This window comes from Gemmatimonadales bacterium, from assembly GCA_019637315.1.
GTDB lineage: Bacteria > Gemmatimonadota > Gemmatimonadetes > Gemmatimonadales > GWC2-71-9 > SHZU01.
The window spans coordinates 12,126-26,303 of the sequence record JAHBVU010000001.1 but is presented as its reverse complement, the minus strand read 5'-3'; the positions used below and the strand labels follow the sequence as shown (position 1 = coordinate 26,303).

The following is a 14,178-nucleotide window of genomic DNA, read 5'->3' as shown; positions in this document are numbered from 1 at the left end:
GGAGACGGGGTCGGCATCACGGAGGTGGGCCGACCCCGCTCTCGTTCGGCGATCGAACGGCGGCAGCCGTGGTTGCTACGCCGCGAGGACCCGCAGCATCTCCGTCCCAAACTCATCCGCTTGCCAGCGTCGTACCCCCGGAACGGCTTTCAGGCTGTCCACCGTTGTCGGCAGGGCTCGGGCAACCGCCTCCAGCATTCCGTTCGGTGCGAGGAGTCCGGGCGGCAGCTGGTAGCGTTCGGCCAAGCCGACCCGCCACGCCTTGAGCCGCTCGACTCGGGTGTCGAAGATCGGATCGGGACGGTGGCGCGGGCGTCGCTCGAAGGCAGGCAGCTCCCGCTCCGGAACGGCCAGGCCCCGCGCAACCGCCTCGAGGATTTCCGGACCCCGTCGCGCCGCATTCTCGGCGCCAACGCCGGGGATCTTGCCCAATTCCTCGATCGAACGCGGCTGCGCCGCGGCCAGCTTGAGCAACGGCTCGTTGCCGAGCACGCGGAAGAGAGCCCGGTCGAGTCGGGCGGCCGTCCGGTCCCGCCAGACAAAGAGCTCGCGCAGCACGGCCAGGCCCCGTCGGTCGAGATCGCGGGCCCCTTTCATCCGGAGGAACGCCTCTTCCGGGGGGTCGGGGGCGGGCCATTCGACCCGAGCCAGGATCTCGCATTCCTCGGCCGCCCAGGTCGCGCGCCCCGCCCGGGTCAGCTCGTCGAGCAGTTGGCTGCGGAGCTGGGGCAGATACCTGGTATCGGTGGCGGCGTAGACCACCATTTCCGGGGAGAGCGGGCGTGCGGACCAATCGGCGCGCTGAAAGCGCTTGTCGGTTGCCACGCCGAATCGCTGCGCGAGCAGGGCGGCGAGCCCGATGTTGGGCAAGTTGAGGAACTGAGCGGCCACGCGGGTGTCGAAGAGTCGCTGCACCCGCAACCCCGCCTCACGGTGCATCAGACGGACGTCGTAGTCGGCGTCATGAAAGATGAACTCGGTTCTCCCGCCGGCGAGCCAGTCGCGCAGGGGGGTGATTCCCTGCGTACCGAGCGGGTCGACCACTGCCGTGTCGGTCGGGGTCGAGAGCTGGAGCAGGTAGACGCGGTCACGGTACTTGTGGAAGCTGGCGGCCTCGGTGTCGATTCCGACGACCGGTTCGTCCCCCCACTGCTCGATCAGGCGACTGAACTCGTCCGGCGTGGTAATCAGGCGAACAGGGTCTTGGGTCACTCGCGTCGGCTCGACTGCTCCAGGCCGACAGCGATCTCCTCCAGCGCTTTTGCCAGGGTCTTGTAGAAGTCGGCATCCGGCTGCGGGGTGCCGCCAAGCGCGGCGTCGGCATGAACCTTCCGGGCCAGGCGGGCGGCGTGTCGGATATAGTCGGTCTGGGGCGGCATGGTGCCTGCTCCGGGTTGGGTCGCGGGTCGTCAGGAACGACCCGAAAGGTAGCGACGGCACGGCCCTCTGGCGTAGTTTCCGAGCGGCGGCCAACCAGTTCGAACCAGCGAGCGAATCGTGATGCGCGATGCCGAAGTCGAGTTCGTCGTGGTTCCCGACGATTGTGATGCGGCTGGCTCGATCAGCCACGCCGCCTTGCTGCGGCTGTTCGAGCGAGCCCGGTGGGATCAGTTTGCGCGTGGGCCAGGGGTGGACGTTTTTGGTCGACATGGGTTTGCGCCGGTGGTTCGCCGCAATGTGCTCGACTGCCATGCTCCGGTTCGGGCCGGGGATGTGGTGCGCTTCGGCCAGACCCTGACCCACCTCGGGCGCACCAGCTTTACAATCCGGCAGCACGCGCGGCGGGCCGCCGACGACGGTGCGATTGCGACGGCGGAGTTCGTCTTTGTTTGTGTGGATCGTCAGGGCCTGCCGCAGCCGGTTCCTGACGAGGTCGCCAGATTCTTCAACGCCCGCCCGAGCGCCGAGATGCTTGATCGTCTGACCGTCAACGGAGTCAGTCTGGCCGTCGAGATTCGAGGCTCAGGTCCGGCGCTCGTCTTCGTACACGGCTTTCCGCTCGACCGAACCATCTTCCGCCATCAGATCGATTCGCTGACCGGGTTTCGCCGGATCGCGCCCGATCTGCGCGGCATGGGCCAGTCGGATGCGCCCGACCTGGGCTATTCGATGGCGACCTACGCCGATGATCTTGCCGCATTGATCGATGCGCTGGGCGAGGATCGGGTGGTTCTGATCGGGCACTCGATGGGCGGCTACATCGCCTTCGAGTTTCTGCGGAGATACCGGAGCCACGTTGGCGGTCTGGTGCTGATGGACACCCGACCCGAGGCCGACAGCGCCGAGGGACGCAAGGCGCGCGACCAGCTGGTGACCCGGGTCCGGGATCAGGGAGCGCTCGCCGCCGCTGAGGCGATGTTGCCGCGCTTCTTCACGCCGAGCGTGCCGCCGGAGATCATCCAGTTGGTGCGCGACATGATCGTTCGGACCCCGGTGTCCGGCATCGTGGGTGCGCTGACCTCGATGCGCGATCGTCCCGACAGCACTCCGCTGCTCTCGACGCTGGTCGGGGTGCCGACCCTGGTCATGGTGGGCGATGAGGATGTGATCACGCCACCCGCCATCTCGCAGGCCATGACGGGGGCGATTCCCGATGCGCGGCTGGTGGAAGTGCCCGGCGCCGGTCATCTGCCATGCGTCGAGCAGCCGGTACCGACGACGCGCGGGATCCTCAAGTTTCTACAAACGCTGCGCTGACCCTGCCGACCGACGTTGGGCCCTTCAGTCGGGCCGGGCGTCCCCTGAACGGATTGGCGGGGAGGACCGAAAACGAGGTGTGAAACCATCTGGTGGGCTCAGGCGTCTAATCTGGTAAGGCGGCCTGACTCACTCTCCCCTCGAGTCTCCGTCTGGCAGTTCCTCCAATCCCGGGCCCCAAGGGTGGCGGTTCCACCCTTGGGGCTCGCCTCATCTGACCCCGCCGACCCCAAGCGCAACGAAGGCGGCCTCCCGCAGGAAGCCGCCCGACGCGGAACTGTCGACTGCCGGAGAACTAGCGCTGCGGCCGACCGGGGGGAGTGGCACTCGAAAACGAATCCCGATTCTTGGCAATATATGTGGCCAGGTTCTCGGGCACTTCTTCTTCCGGGTAAATCGCGCTGACCGGGCATTCCGGCTCACAGGCACCGCAGTCGATGCATTCGTCCGGGTGGATGTAGAGCTGGTCGGCGCCTTCGTAGATGCAGTCGACCGGGCATACGTCGACGCAGGCCCTGTCCTTGACGCCGATGCATGCTTCCGTGATTACGTACGCCACAAAACCTCCAAGATGAACCGCATTGGTCGAGCCGACACAGTATGAGGGGGACGACAACCGCGCAAGGGCCCCCCGGCTGCCCGCCTTAGGTCAAGTGCCGCTGGAAGAACTGCAAAGTCCGGTCCCACGCCTGCTCTGCGCTCGGCCGGTGATATACGGCGGGGCGGGTGTCGTTGATGAAGGCGTGATCGGCGTCGTACCAATGCACTTCGAAGGTGCCGCCCGCTTTGCGGACGCCGTCGGCCAGGCCTTCAACCGTCGCTGCGGGAATCGAACCGTCGCGCTTGCCGAAATGTCCCAAGACAGGAACGGTAACCCGAGCAGGGTCGATCGTGACCTTCGGATGGATGCCGTAGAAATCGACCACGGCACCAATCGACTGGGGATACTGCATTCCCGCAAAGAGGGCGAGCTGGCCGCCCATGCAGAACCCGACCGCGCCCACTCGTGATGAGCTCACCTCGGCGCGACTCAGCAGGTACGCAGCCGAGCCATGGAGGTCGGCGCCGACGCGGTCGATGTTGACTGCCATGAAGAGCTTGGCAGCCTCGTCGGGACTTTTGGTTGTCTCCCCATGGTAGAAATCCGGGGCGAGCGCAACGAAACCGGCCCGAGCAAAGCGGTCGGCCAGGTCCTTGATGTGGTCGACGAGTCCCCACCACTCTTGAATGACCAGCAGTCCTGGGCCGGTTCCCCCTTCCGGAAGCGCCAGATAACCTGAGGTCGTGTGCCCGTTGGCCGGGTAGCTCACCATGGTGCCCATCTGTCCTCCGTGATACCGGGATCGGAGGAGGAAACATAGCGCGTCGGGTTACCAGCCGAGGGCTCTCTGGCTCGCGATACCGGCGGGACTGGGCTAGAGCAGCGGAGCAGCGAGCTGGATATGCCGTGGCTCCGGTTCGCCATACCGGTCGTTCGAGGTGTACCAGCGGCTCCACTCTTCGCGAAGGCAGAAGGCGTCCGCTCCGTGCGCGCGATCGATCGAGAGGACGCCGTCCAGGTGGTCGATCTCGTGCTGCAACAGCTCGGCCCGGTCGCCCTCGAGCTCGACCTCGTGGGTGGCGCCTTTGGTGTCCTGATACCGGACCCGGATCCGATAGGCGCGTTGGACCCGAACCATCAGGTTGGGAAAGGAAAAGCAGTCGTCCCAGACCGTGAAATCCTCGGTGCCGATGTCGATGATTTCGGGGTTGACGAGGGCCCAGGGCCGGTCCATCTCGACGTAGACGATTCGGATCGGGGCACCAATCTGGGGGGCCGCAATGGCCCGGCCGGTTGCAAAACGTGACTGCCAGTCTCGCAGGGTCTCGCGCAGGTCGTCGATCACCATTCGAACCGCAGCCGAGCCCGGCTTGGCAACGGGTTCACATTTGGTCCGGAGGACAGGGTCTCCGAGGCTGCGAATTCGATGGACGGCCATCCTTCTAATCTTGTATGTTCCGGTGCAGCGGCCAAGTGGTCGAGCAGGCGCAGATAGGAGTATCCTTAAGTACTCCTAAATGTTCTGATCGCGATGTCGGTTTGGAAATGAGAATCAGGCCCAACCGGTCTTGCCAAAGTGCCGCCCGGACAACGGGTTACATTTGCTCCATTCTCATTTGACAATCCCGACTATTTCACTTAGGATTGCGAGTTGCGTCCATGGATGCGGCGCAGCGAACGAGGACGGCAATGAGCGATTCAGTCGAAACGCTGGTCAACCGCGAGTATAAATGGGGCTTCGTTACGGACATCGAAGCGGATTCGCTTCCGCCGGGACTGTCCGAAGACGTTGTGCGCTTCATTTCAGAAAAGAAGGGCGAGCCGGCGTTTCTGCTCGAATGGCGGCTCAAGGCGTATCGCAGCTGGCTCAAGATGACCGAGCCACACTGGCCCAACGTCAAATACGCGCCGATCGACTACCAGTCGATCGTCTATTACTCCGCACCGAAGACCCAGAAGCCGCTCGGCAGTCTCGACGAAGTCGATCCCAAACTGCTCGAGACCTATACCAAGCTGGGCATTCCGCTGACCGAGCAGAAGATCCTCTCCGGTGTCGCGGTCGACGCCGTCTTCGACAGCGTCTCGGTCGGGACGAGCTACAAGAAGCAGCTGGGCGAGATGGGCATCATCTTCTGCTCCTTCTCCGAGGCGGTGCGTGAGCACCCCGAGCTGATTCAGCGCTACCTGGGATCGGTGGTTCCCGCCAGCGACAATTTCTTTGCGGCGCTCAATTCCGCGGTCTTCAGCGACGGCTCCTTCGTGTATGTGCCGAAGGGCGTGCGCTGTCCGATGGATCTGTCGACCTACTTCCGGATCAATGCCCAGAACACCGGGCAGTTCGAGCGGACCCTCATCATTGCGGATGAAGGCTCGACGGTGAGCTATCTCGAAGGATGTACCGCCCCCAAGCGCGACGAAAACCAGCTGCATGCCGCCGTCGTCGAGCTGGTGGCCCTGGAAGGGGCAACCATCAAGTACTCGACGGTGCAGAACTGGTACGCCGGCGACGACGAGGGCAAGGGCGGGATCTTCAATTTCGTGACCAAGCGCGGCAAGTGCGCCGGCGCCCGCTCCAAGATCTCCTGGACCCAGGTCGAGACCGGATCCGCCATTACCTGGAAGTACCCCAGCGTCATCCTGCAGGGCGACGAATCGATCGGCGAGTTCTACTCGGTGGCCGTGGCCAACGGACGGCAGCAGGCCGACACCGGCACCAAGATGATCCATATTGGCCGGGACACGAAGAGCACCATCGTGTCCAAGGGCATTTCAGCGGGCCAGGGTCAGAACAGCTACCGCGGTCAGGTCAAAATCATGCCGCGGGCGCATCGCGCGCGGAACTACACCCAGTGCGACTCGATGCTGATCGGGAACCGGTGCGGGGCCCACACCTTCCCATATATCGATGTGCAGAACCGCTCGGCCGCACTGGAGCACGAAGCGTCGACCTCGAAGATCGGTGAGGATCAGATCTTCTACTTGAAGCAACGTGGTCTCAATACGGAGCACGCCATCTCGGTCGTCGTCAACGGCTTCTGTAAGGAGGTCTTCCGGGAGCTCCCGATGGAGTTCGCGGTCGAGGCGCAGAAGCTCCTGGGCATCAGTCTCGAAGGCAGCGTTGGATAACTACGGAGCAAGTGGACACGTGGCGCCGTTACTGGAAATCAAAGACCTCCGCGCTCGCGCGGGCGACAAAGAGATCCTCAAGGGTCTCTCCCTGACTGTCAACGCAGGCGAGGTGCATGCCATCATGGGGCCGAATGGCTCGGGCAAGAGCACTCTGGCTCAGGTCATTGCCGGGCATCCCGCGTACGAGATCACGGGCGGCGAAATCCTCTATCAGGGTGAGGATCTGGCTGAGCTCGAGCCGGAGGAACGGGCGCAGGCGGGCGTCTTCCTGGCGTTTCAGTATCCGGTCGAAATCCCCGGCGTGACCAACGCCTACTTCCTCCGCTCGGCCTACAACGAGATCCGCAAGGCGCGGGGTGAGGAGGAACTCGATCCGATCGATTTCCTCGACCTGCTCGAGTCGAAGCTGGACCTGGTCGAATGGGGCCCGGAGATCGTGCAGCGGGCAGTCAACGCAGGGTTTTCCGGCGGTGAGAAGAAGCGGAACGAAATCCTGCAGATGGCCGTTCTCGAGCCGAAACTGGCCCTGCTCGATGAAACGGATTCCGGGCTCGATATCGACGCGCTGCGCATCGTGGCCAACGGCGTCAACGCGCTCCGGCGTCCCGACAACGCGTACATCGTGGTGACGCACTATCAGCGTCTCCTCAATCACATTGTGCCCGACTTCGTGCACGTGCTGGCTGACGGGCAGATCATTCGCTCCGGTGGCAAGGAACTGGCGCTCGAACTCGAGGCCAAGGGCTACGAGTGGCTGACCGGGGTGGTGGAGGCCAGCGCGTGATCGAGACGTACCTCCGGCAGTACGAGGCGCAGAGCGCCAGCACCGCCGGGCTGCCAGCGTGGCTTCAGCAGCTCCGCCGCTCGGCCATCGACGGCTTCCAGCAGGCTGGTTTCCCGACGGCCAAGGACGAAGAGTGGCGCTTCACGCCGGTCGCCCCGATTGCAGGGGCGGAGTTTGCCGCGGCGAGTCGCGCGGCCACCGTCCGGGCCGAGGACCTCGAGCCGTTTCTGTTTGGCCATCCGGAATGGACTCGACTGGTCTTCGTCAACGGCCAGTTTGCGCCTGAGCTCTCCAGCAGTCCGGCCACCGAGGGATTGACGGCGACGACGCTGGCCGTGGCGCTTGCCGCGGAGCCCGAGATTCTGGAGCGGCATCTCGGCCAGCATGTCTCGCCGGACGCAACGCCCTTCACTGCCCTCAACACGGCCTTGTCCCGCGATGGAGCGCTGGTGCGCATCGCAGCGCGCGCCGTCATCGAGACACCGATTCACCTGGTGTTCGTCAGCACCGCCGAGGCCGACGGTGTGGCGATCCACCCGCGGGCGCTGGTGCTGGTCGAACGCGAGGCGCGGGCTCAGCTGGTCGAGAGTTATGTGACGCTCGCGCCGGGCGCGCGCTACTGGACCAATCCGGTCTGCGAGATCTCGATGGCTGAAGGGTCGTGGATCGAGCACAGCCGAATTCAGCGGGAGAGTGAAGCGGCGTACCATACCGCCTTTACCCAAGTCAATCAGTGGCGGGACAGTCACTACCGCTCCTTCTCGCTTGCCATGGGCAGCGCCATTGCCCGCCACAACCTGCACACTCGCCTCAACGCGCCGAACACGGAGGCCCTGCTGTACGGCCTCTCACTGGCGCACGGCGATCAGCTGATCGACAACCATACGGTCGTGTTCCACGATCAGCCCGATTGTCGGAGCTGGGAAGTGTACAAGGCGATTCTCGACGGTCGGTCACACGGCGTGTTCAACGGCAAGATCTTCGTGCAGCCGATTGCGCAGAAGACCGATGCGAAGCAGACCAACCGGACCCTGCTGCTGTCGGATACGGCCAAGATCGATACCAAACCGCAGCTCGAGATCTTTGCCGACGACGTGAAGTGCACCCACGGCGCCACGGTTGGTAACCTGGATCCGCTTTCGGGTTTCTACCTGCAGAGTCGGGGTGTACCCGCCGAGATGGCCAGGCGGATTCAGACCTACGCGTTTGCCGCGGAAGTGCTCGAAGAAATTTCATCCGCCCCGGTGCGCAACGCGCTCGATATCCTGGTGCACGCCAGGCTCGGCACGGTGCGCTGAAGGAGGATTCGTGGCCAGTGAGACGATAGCCAACGGCGCCCCCGACTCGACGGGGGCGTTTGTGCCTGTAACCGCGCGGTGGAACCCCGATGCGGTCCGGCCGGATTTCCCGATGCTCGCACGGCAGATCCGGGGGGCGCCGTTGGCGTATCTCGACAACGCGGCCACCGGGTTGACGCCCCAGGCTGTGATCGATGAGATGGCGCGCTACTATCGCGAGGTAACAGCCAACGTTGCTCGCGGAGTTCACACGGCCAGTCAGGAAGCCACGACCCGCTTCGAAGCCGTTCGGGAGCAGACGGCCGCGTTTCTCAATTCCAGCGTCGACGAAGTCGTCTTTACGCCGGGGACGACCGCTGGCATCAATCTCGTGGCGCAGTCGTACGGTCGTTCGGTGCTGCGGCCCGGCGACGAGATTCTCGTGTCGGAGATGGAGCACCACTCCAATCTGGTGCCGTGGCAGCTGATCGCTGAGGGGACCGGGGCCCGGGTGCGAGGGATCCCGATTACCGGCGCCGGTGACCTCGACCTGGCGTGGCTGGAGCGACACCTGACCGATCGCACCAAGGTGGTGGCGGTCTGCCACGTTTCCAATGTACTGGGCACCGTGGTGCCGATTGCCCAGGTGTCGAGGCTGGCGCATGCCATGGGGGCGGTCTGTGTGGTCGATGGTGCGCAGGCAGCGCCGCACCTGACCGTCGATGTCCGCGCACTGGGGTGCGACTTCTACGTGCTGTCGGTCCATAAGCTGTTCGGGCCGACCGGACTCGGCGTGCTCTGGGGGCGCCGCGCCTTGTTAGAGCGGATGCCGCCCTGGATGGGCGGCGGCGGAATGATTGCCAAGGTTGAGATCGAGCGTTCGACCTTCCTTCCAGCACCGGCACGGTTCGAGGCGGGTACCCCGCCGATTGCGGAGGTCTTTGGTCTGGGCGCGGTGATCGACTACCTGCGCGGCTGGGATCGGAGCGCGGCGGAGCGCCACGAGCGTGAGCTGGTTCATTACGCGACGGAACGGCTCGAGGCGATTCCGGGTGTCGTGATCCATGGGCGGAGTCGCACCAAGGTCGGCCTGGTTACGTTCACGGTCGACGGCGTGCACCCGCACGATGTTGGCACGGCGCTCGATGCCGGCGGTGTTGCGGTCCGCGCCGGTCACCATTGTGCCCAGCCGTTAATGGCTCGGCTGGGTGTACCGGCCACGGTGCGTGCGTCGTTTGCGCCGTACAATACCCGTGACGAGGTCGATGCGCTGATCGCGGGCGTAGAACGGGCGAGACAGGTCTTCGGACAATGAGCGAACTCGACGAGCTCTACCAGAGCGTGATCCTCGATCATAACCGTTCGCCGCGGAACTTTCGGGCTCTGACCGCGTCGTCGGGTCATGCCGAAGGCCGCAACCCGCTCTGTGGCGATAGCTTCGAAGTCTGGGTCGACGTCAAGGATGGGGTGGTGGCAGACGTCTCGTTCCTGGGACAGGGGTGTGCCATTTCGAAGGCATCGGCTTCCGTGATGACGACGACGATCAAGGGCAAGAGCGTGACGGAGGCGAAAGCCCTCTTCGAGCGGTTTCACGGGTTGGTGACCGGCAGTTCGGCCGCGCCGCCGGTCGAGGGGAGCAGCGGTCGCGCGCCCCTTGGAAGCTTGGGGGCCTTTGCGGGAGTGGCCGCGTTTCCGATCCGGGTCAAGTGTGCGACGCTGGCGTGGCACACCATGCTCAAGGCAATCGACGAGACCGGGTCCCAGCGGTGAGGGGACTCAAATGAACCTGAAAGGTATCTGAACCAGTATGCCGTACGATGAACGTTTGGTGGCACCGATGCGCGCCGAGGTGACTCGGCTCAATGTGAGGGAACTTCGCACTGTGGCAGACGTCGACTCGGCGCTCGGCGATCCGAAGGGCACCCAGTTGCTCTTCGTCAACTCCGTCTGCGGCTGCGCGGCCGGTGCGGCGCGGCCGGGCCTGGCGCGAGCACTTCAGCATGAGGTGCTTCCCGCCGAGACGCTGACCGTCTTTGCCGGCCAGGACCTCGACGCCACGGCGCGGGTGCGCAGCTACTTTGCCGATTACCAGCCGAGCTCGCCGTCGATGGCGTTGCTCAAGGATGGTGAAGTCGTCTACTTCATGCACCGCTATCAGATCGAGGGGCGCGGCCCGGACGCGATTGCGGCCGACCTCAAGGCGGCCTTCGATCAGCACTGCGCTTCGTAACGATGACCGGGCACGTCTTTCACCCCGGCCATGAGGAACTCCACGGTGTCACCGTCCTGGTGGGCGGGGCGTCGGGAAAAACCTATCTGGGTCGCTACCATGAGCGGCGCCCCAAGGGAGTGGTGCTTCGGGATGTCGGGGTTCACGATCCGGCGACCTCTGACCTCTCTCTCGAGGCTTGGCTCGAGCGGCAGCGTAAGTTCGGGATCCAGATCGAGCAGCGCACCATGATCGTTCCTGAGGGTGAGGCTGGCGAGATCACTCGCTTCTCCGACCTCTGATCCATCTGACCGGTCCGTCGCTACTGACGGGCCGGCCTGCCCCACCAGAGTTCCACTCTTCCCAAAGGGCAAGCGGCCTGACAGGGTGATATTGGGATTCGTCGGCTGGGTCCGTCTGACCCCGACCACGTGGTATTCCTGATGACAACTACTCTGCCACGACCAAACAGGGGGCTTGCGCTGTTCTGGGTGTCAAGTAAGATTGACATATCGTAAATGATGCTTGACGCACACATCCTCGCTTGGACTTGAAGCCATGGGCCAGCGGAACTCGGATTTCACTGCCAGGATGATCGGCCTGGCCCTGCTGTCAGCCGGCCTGATTGTCGCCGTCGCGCTCCTCGACCGAGCTGGTGTGATTCCGTCCAGCTTGCGACTGGTGGCTGGTCTGGTGCCCAGCGTGCCGCTGGTGTTCTGGTACCTGCGGATTAGCCGCTGGCTCAAAGAGATCGATGAGCTCGAGCGGACCATCCACTTGGAGGCGCTGGTGGTGCAGTTCGCGCTGACGGGTGTGCTCATCATGTCCTATGGCATGCTCGCTCGGCTCCGGGTGGCGCCCGATTTCCGTTTTACGGAGGTCTTTCCGTTTCTCTGGCTCGGCATGTTCGTCTTTTGGCATTTTGGGCTTTGGGCCGTGAGGCGCAAGTACCAGTGATCAACCGTCTTCGGGTGCTGCGCGCTGAACGCGGCTGGTCGCAGGCTGAGCTGGCGGAGCGGCTGGGCGTTTCCCGGCAGACGGTCAACGCCATCGAAACCGGCAAGTACGATCCGAGCCTGCCGCTGGCGTTTGGCATTGCCCGCGTCTTCGGGCAGCCGATCGAGAAAATATTCGACCCCAACGGCAACGGATCGTTGGGGGATCATGGTGCAAGCACCGAGTAGTGTGGTTGGAACCTTATCAGGGAAGGACGGGTCGATGGCCGAGACGGTGATTTCCGTCAACGGAGTGACCAAGAGGTTTTCCGGTCATGTGGCGGTTCAGAACCTTTCGCTCAGTGTGCCGAAGGGCGGGATCTTCGGTTTGCTCGGGCCGAACGGAGCGGGCAAGAGTACCACGATCCGGATGATGATGAACATCATCGTGCCAGACGAGGGTCGGATCGATCTGTTTGGCAATAAGGCTGGTGCCCGGGATCAATCGGGCCGAATCGGGTTTTTGCCTGAGGAGCGAGGGCTCTATAAGAAGATGAAGGTGCTCGATCACCTGATCTTCCTGGCGGAGACCAAGGGGCTTTCCCGACGGGTTGGGCGTCAGAAGTCGATCGAATGGCTTCGACGGCTCGACCTGGCTGATTGGACCGAGAAGAAGGTCGAAGACCTTTCCAAGGGCATGCAGCAGAAGGTCCAGTTTATCGGCACCCTGCTCCACGACCCCGAGCTCGTCATTCTGGACGAACCGTTCAGCGGGCTCGATCCGGTCAACAGTCGGGTCATGCGAGAGGTCGTCGTCGAGGTCGCCCGCACGGGACGCACGGTGCTTTTCTCGACCCACATCATGGAGCATGCGGAGCAGATGTGCGATCGGATTGCGATCATCGCGCACGGCAAAAAAGTCGTCGATGGCGCCCTCGCCGATATCAAGCGCGAGTTTGGTGGCAAACACATCAACCTGACCTTCAGCCGCGATGCGGATCGTGCGGTGCCGGTGCTGGCTGATCGGAGCCTGGTCAGTCGCGTGGAGGATCGGGGAGCGAGCGCGGAAGTCGAGCTTGCCCCGGGGAGCGATCCGGATGCTCTGCTCGGGGCGCTGGTTCGCGCCGGGGTCGGACTTTCCAAGTTTGAGGTCGCGGAGGCGTCGCTGCAATCCATCTTCATTGCCAAGGTCGGGGTTGAGGGCGCCCGCCCCTACGCCGTCACCGAGGAAGGCTGAGGACTCGAATTATGGGAAAGATTCTCGCAGTGGTACGCCGGGAGTTCGTGGAGCGAGTCCGGACCAAGGCGTTCATTCTCGGTACCGTCCTGGGGCCGCTCTTTTTCGCTGGCCTCGCGATCCTCCCGTCGCTGATTCTCAGTCGCCAGAGCAGCGGCCAGCGCATCGTCATCGTGGACGGCGCGTCCGGAGACTTCGGCTCACGGGTCGAGCAGACGCTGAGTGCGGTGCAGAACCGGCAATCACAGGAAGCGACCTACGCCCCGATCCGGATCCCGGCGGGCGGTCGTGTCCAGGACGTGGTCGACTCGCTGGTGCCGCTCACCGGTGTGTCGAAGAAGCAGAATGCCAACGCGCTGGACGGACTGCTGATTCTCGATGAAGGGGCTGTCACGACGGGCAGGCTCCGATATTTCGGCAAGAACGTCGGCAGCATGGAGGACATGCGTGAGTTGCGCAGCAACCTGACACCGGTCCTGGTTTCGGAACGACTCAGTTCGGTTGGGGTCGATCCTGCGGTCGCCATGAAGGCCTCGGCGCCCGTCAACCTCGAGACGAGAAAGGTGACGGAGGGTCGGCTGACGGAGGAAAGCGGCGCGTCCACTTTCATCCTGGCGTATGCCATGGGCTTCATCCTGTACCTGGCGCTCGTGCTCTACGGTACCCAGGTCATGACCTCGGTGATCGAGGAGAAATCCAACCGGATCGTCGAAGTGCTGGTGTCGAGTCTGACACCGTTCCAGATGATGCTTGGCAAGGTGCTCGGTGTCGGTCTCGTCAGCTTGCTGCAACTCGGGATCTGGGTCAGTGCTCTCTTTCTCTTCCAGAAGTATCAGGGGCAGCTGCTCGGTCTCGTTGGTGTCGGTGCGGCCGGGGGCGGTATGGCCTCATTGCTGCCGTCGATGGATCCGCTGCTCATCGTGGTGTTCCTGATGTTCTTCGTGCTGGGCTTCCTGTTCTACTCCTCAGCCTACGCCGCAATCGGTTCGATGGTCAACACGGTTCAGGAGGCGCAGCAGCTCCAGACGCCGGTCATCGTACTGACCCTCGCGGGCTGGTTCAGCGGGTTTGCCCTGTTGCGGGATCCGACGAGCAGCTATGCGCAGGTGGCCAGTCTGATTCCACCGCTTGCACCGTTCGTGGTGCCGGTGCGCTATTCGATCGCTCGGATTCCGCTGCCGGAGTTGCTGCTGTACGTCCTGACGATGATTGCCGGGCTGGTGCTGATCGTGTGGCTGACCTCCCGGATCTATCGGGTTGGCATCCTGATGTACGGGAAGCAGGCCTCGTTCAAGGATATGTGGCGCTGGATCCGGACTGCCTGAGACTGGTTGGCGTCAGGCAAACATGAAGATTGTGGTGCAGGGAG

17 protein-coding genes are annotated in these 14,178 nt (G+C 63.7%); 12 read left to right on the top strand and 5 right to left on the bottom strand.

Annotated elements, in window-relative coordinates; translation table 11 throughout:
• Positions 1-75 precede the first annotated feature (75 nt).
• Together KF785_00140 and KF785_00135 are read right to left on the bottom strand one after the other, a co-directional pair.
• Positions 76-1,212, bottom strand: a complete 1,137-nt coding sequence (locus tag KF785_00140) for a ribonuclease D (protein MBX3145148.1) — start codon at positions 1,210-1,212, stop codon at positions 76-78.
• Positions 1,209-1,379 (bottom strand): hypothetical protein, encoded by a 171-nt coding sequence (locus KF785_00135; GenBank protein ID MBX3145147.1) that lies wholly within the window; start codon positions 1,377-1,379, stop codon positions 1,209-1,211. The genes KF785_00140 and KF785_00135 overlap by 4 nt, the downstream gene beginning before the upstream one ends.
• Before the next feature lie 121 nt (positions 1,380-1,500).
• On the opposite strand from KF785_00135, the gene KF785_00130 reads away from it, so the two are divergent.
• Entirely contained in the window at positions 1,501-2,697 is a 1,197-nt protein-coding gene (locus KF785_00130; GenBank protein MBX3145146.1) for an alpha/beta fold hydrolase, read from the top strand.
• Positions 2,698-2,992: 295 nt separating this feature from the next.
• On the opposite strand, the gene KF785_00125 is transcribed toward KF785_00130, so the two are convergent.
• The 3 genes from KF785_00125 to KF785_00115 all read right to left on the bottom strand — a co-directional run bounded on the left by KF785_00125 (position 2,993) and on the right by KF785_00115 (position 4,676).
• Positions 2,993-3,256 (bottom strand): ferredoxin family protein, encoded by a 264-nt coding sequence (locus tag KF785_00125; protein ID MBX3145145.1) that lies wholly within the window; start codon positions 3,254-3,256, stop codon positions 2,993-2,995.
• An 85-nt stretch (positions 3,257-3,341) separates the two neighbouring features.
• The gene (locus tag KF785_00120; GenBank protein ID MBX3145144.1) at positions 3,342-4,019 is read right to left on the bottom strand and encodes a dienelactone hydrolase family protein; all 678 of its coding nucleotides are present in this window, start codon (positions 4,017-4,019) and stop codon (positions 3,342-3,344) included.
• 93 nt (positions 4,020-4,112) lie between these two features.
• Positions 4,113-4,676 carry a peptide deformylase gene (locus KF785_00115; protein MBX3145143.1) on the bottom strand — a complete coding sequence of 188 codons (564 nt, stop codon included), beginning with the start codon at positions 4,674-4,676 and terminating at the stop codon, positions 4,113-4,115.
• A gap of 251 nt (positions 4,677-4,927) precedes the next feature.
• Between KF785_00115 and sufB the strand changes: the two genes are divergently transcribed.
• The 11 genes from sufB (at position 4,928) to KF785_00060 (ending at position 14,134) form a co-directional block, all read left to right on the top strand.
• A complete protein-coding gene (sufB, locus tag KF785_00110) occupies positions 4,928-6,364 on the top strand; it encodes a Fe-S cluster assembly protein SufB (protein MBX3145142.1) in 1,437 nt (478 codons plus the stop codon).
• Positions 6,365-6,383: 19 nt separating this feature from the next.
• Positions 6,384-7,151, top strand: a complete 768-nt coding sequence (sufC, locus tag KF785_00105; GenBank protein ID MBX3145141.1) for a Fe-S cluster assembly ATPase SufC — start codon at positions 6,384-6,386, stop codon at positions 7,149-7,151.
• On the top strand, positions 7,148-8,449 hold the full coding sequence (gene sufD, locus KF785_00100) for a Fe-S cluster assembly protein SufD (GenBank protein ID MBX3145140.1): 1,302 nt from the start codon (positions 7,148-7,150) through the stop codon (positions 8,447-8,449). The genes sufC and sufD overlap by 4 nt, the downstream gene beginning before the upstream one ends.
• A gap of 112 nt (positions 8,450-8,561) precedes the next feature.
• A complete protein-coding gene (locus KF785_00095; GenBank protein MBX3145139.1) occupies positions 8,562-9,743 on the top strand; it encodes a SufS family cysteine desulfurase in 1,182 nt (393 codons plus the stop codon).
• Positions 9,740-10,198, top strand: coding sequence for an SUF system NifU family Fe-S cluster assembly protein (locus tag KF785_00090; GenBank protein MBX3145138.1), 459 nt, complete (start codon positions 9,740-9,742; stop codon positions 10,196-10,198). Before KF785_00095 ends, KF785_00090 begins: the two co-directional genes overlap by 4 nt.
• A gap of 37 nt (positions 10,199-10,235) precedes the next feature.
• Entirely contained in the window at positions 10,236-10,658 is a 423-nt protein-coding gene (locus tag KF785_00085; protein MBX3145137.1) for a BrxA/BrxB family bacilliredoxin, read from the top strand.
• 2 nt (positions 10,659-10,660) lie between these two features.
• The gene (locus KF785_00080) at positions 10,661-10,939 is read left to right on the top strand and encodes a hypothetical protein (GenBank protein ID MBX3145136.1); all 279 of its coding nucleotides are present in this window, start codon (positions 10,661-10,663) and stop codon (positions 10,937-10,939) included.
• A 256-nt stretch (positions 10,940-11,195) separates the two neighbouring features.
• Positions 11,196-11,594, top strand: coding sequence for a hypothetical protein (locus tag KF785_00075; GenBank protein MBX3145135.1), 399 nt, complete (start codon positions 11,196-11,198; stop codon positions 11,592-11,594).
• Positions 11,591-11,821 carry a helix-turn-helix transcriptional regulator gene (locus KF785_00070; GenBank protein MBX3145134.1) on the top strand — a complete coding sequence of 77 codons (231 nt, stop codon included), beginning with the start codon at positions 11,591-11,593 and terminating at the stop codon, positions 11,819-11,821. The genes KF785_00075 and KF785_00070 overlap by 4 nt, the downstream gene beginning before the upstream one ends.
• Positions 11,822-11,855: 34 nt before the next feature.
• Positions 11,856-12,809 (top strand): ATP-binding cassette domain-containing protein, encoded by a 954-nt coding sequence (locus KF785_00065; protein ID MBX3145133.1) that lies wholly within the window; start codon positions 11,856-11,858, stop codon positions 12,807-12,809.
• An 11-nt stretch (positions 12,810-12,820) separates the two neighbouring features.
• The gene (locus KF785_00060) at positions 12,821-14,134 is read left to right on the top strand and encodes an ABC transporter permease (GenBank protein ID MBX3145132.1); all 1,314 of its coding nucleotides are present in this window, start codon (positions 12,821-12,823) and stop codon (positions 14,132-14,134) included.
• Positions 14,135-14,178: the final 44 nt, after the last annotated feature.

Bases quoted from the DNA above. Each gene is read 5' to 3' on its own strand.
- KF785_00135 (MBX3145147.1), bottom strand. From the start codon at position 1,379: ATGCCGCCCCAGACCGACTATATCCGACACGCCGCCCGCCTGGCCCGG.
- KF785_00130 (MBX3145146.1), top strand. From the start codon at position 1,501: ATGCGCGATGCCGAAGTCGAGTTCGTCGTGGTTCCCGACGATTGTGAT.
- KF785_00120 (MBX3145144.1), bottom strand. From the start codon at position 4,019: ATGGGCACCATGGTGAGCTACCCGGCCAACGGGCACACGACCTCAGGT.
- KF785_00115 (MBX3145143.1), bottom strand. From the start codon at position 4,676: ATGGCCGTCCATCGAATTCGCAGCCTCGGAGACCCTGTCCTCCGGACC.
- sufB (MBX3145142.1), top strand. From the start codon at position 4,928: ATGAGCGATTCAGTCGAAACGCTGGTCAACCGCGAGTATAAATGGGGC.
- KF785_00095 (MBX3145139.1), top strand. From the start codon at position 8,562: ATGCTCGCACGGCAGATCCGGGGGGCGCCGTTGGCGTATCTCGACAAC.
- KF785_00090 (MBX3145138.1), top strand. From the start codon at position 9,740: ATGAGCGAACTCGACGAGCTCTACCAGAGCGTGATCCTCGATCATAAC.
- KF785_00085 (MBX3145137.1), top strand. From the start codon at position 10,236: ATGCCGTACGATGAACGTTTGGTGGCACCGATGCGCGCCGAGGTGACT.
- KF785_00080 (MBX3145136.1), top strand. From the start codon at position 10,661: ATGACCGGGCACGTCTTTCACCCCGGCCATGAGGAACTCCACGGTGTC.
- KF785_00075 (MBX3145135.1), top strand. From the start codon at position 11,196: ATGGGCCAGCGGAACTCGGATTTCACTGCCAGGATGATCGGCCTGGCC.
- KF785_00065 (MBX3145133.1), top strand. From the start codon at position 11,856: ATGGCCGAGACGGTGATTTCCGTCAACGGAGTGACCAAGAGGTTTTCC.
- KF785_00060 (MBX3145132.1), top strand. From the start codon at position 12,821: ATGGGAAAGATTCTCGCAGTGGTACGCCGGGAGTTCGTGGAGCGAGTC.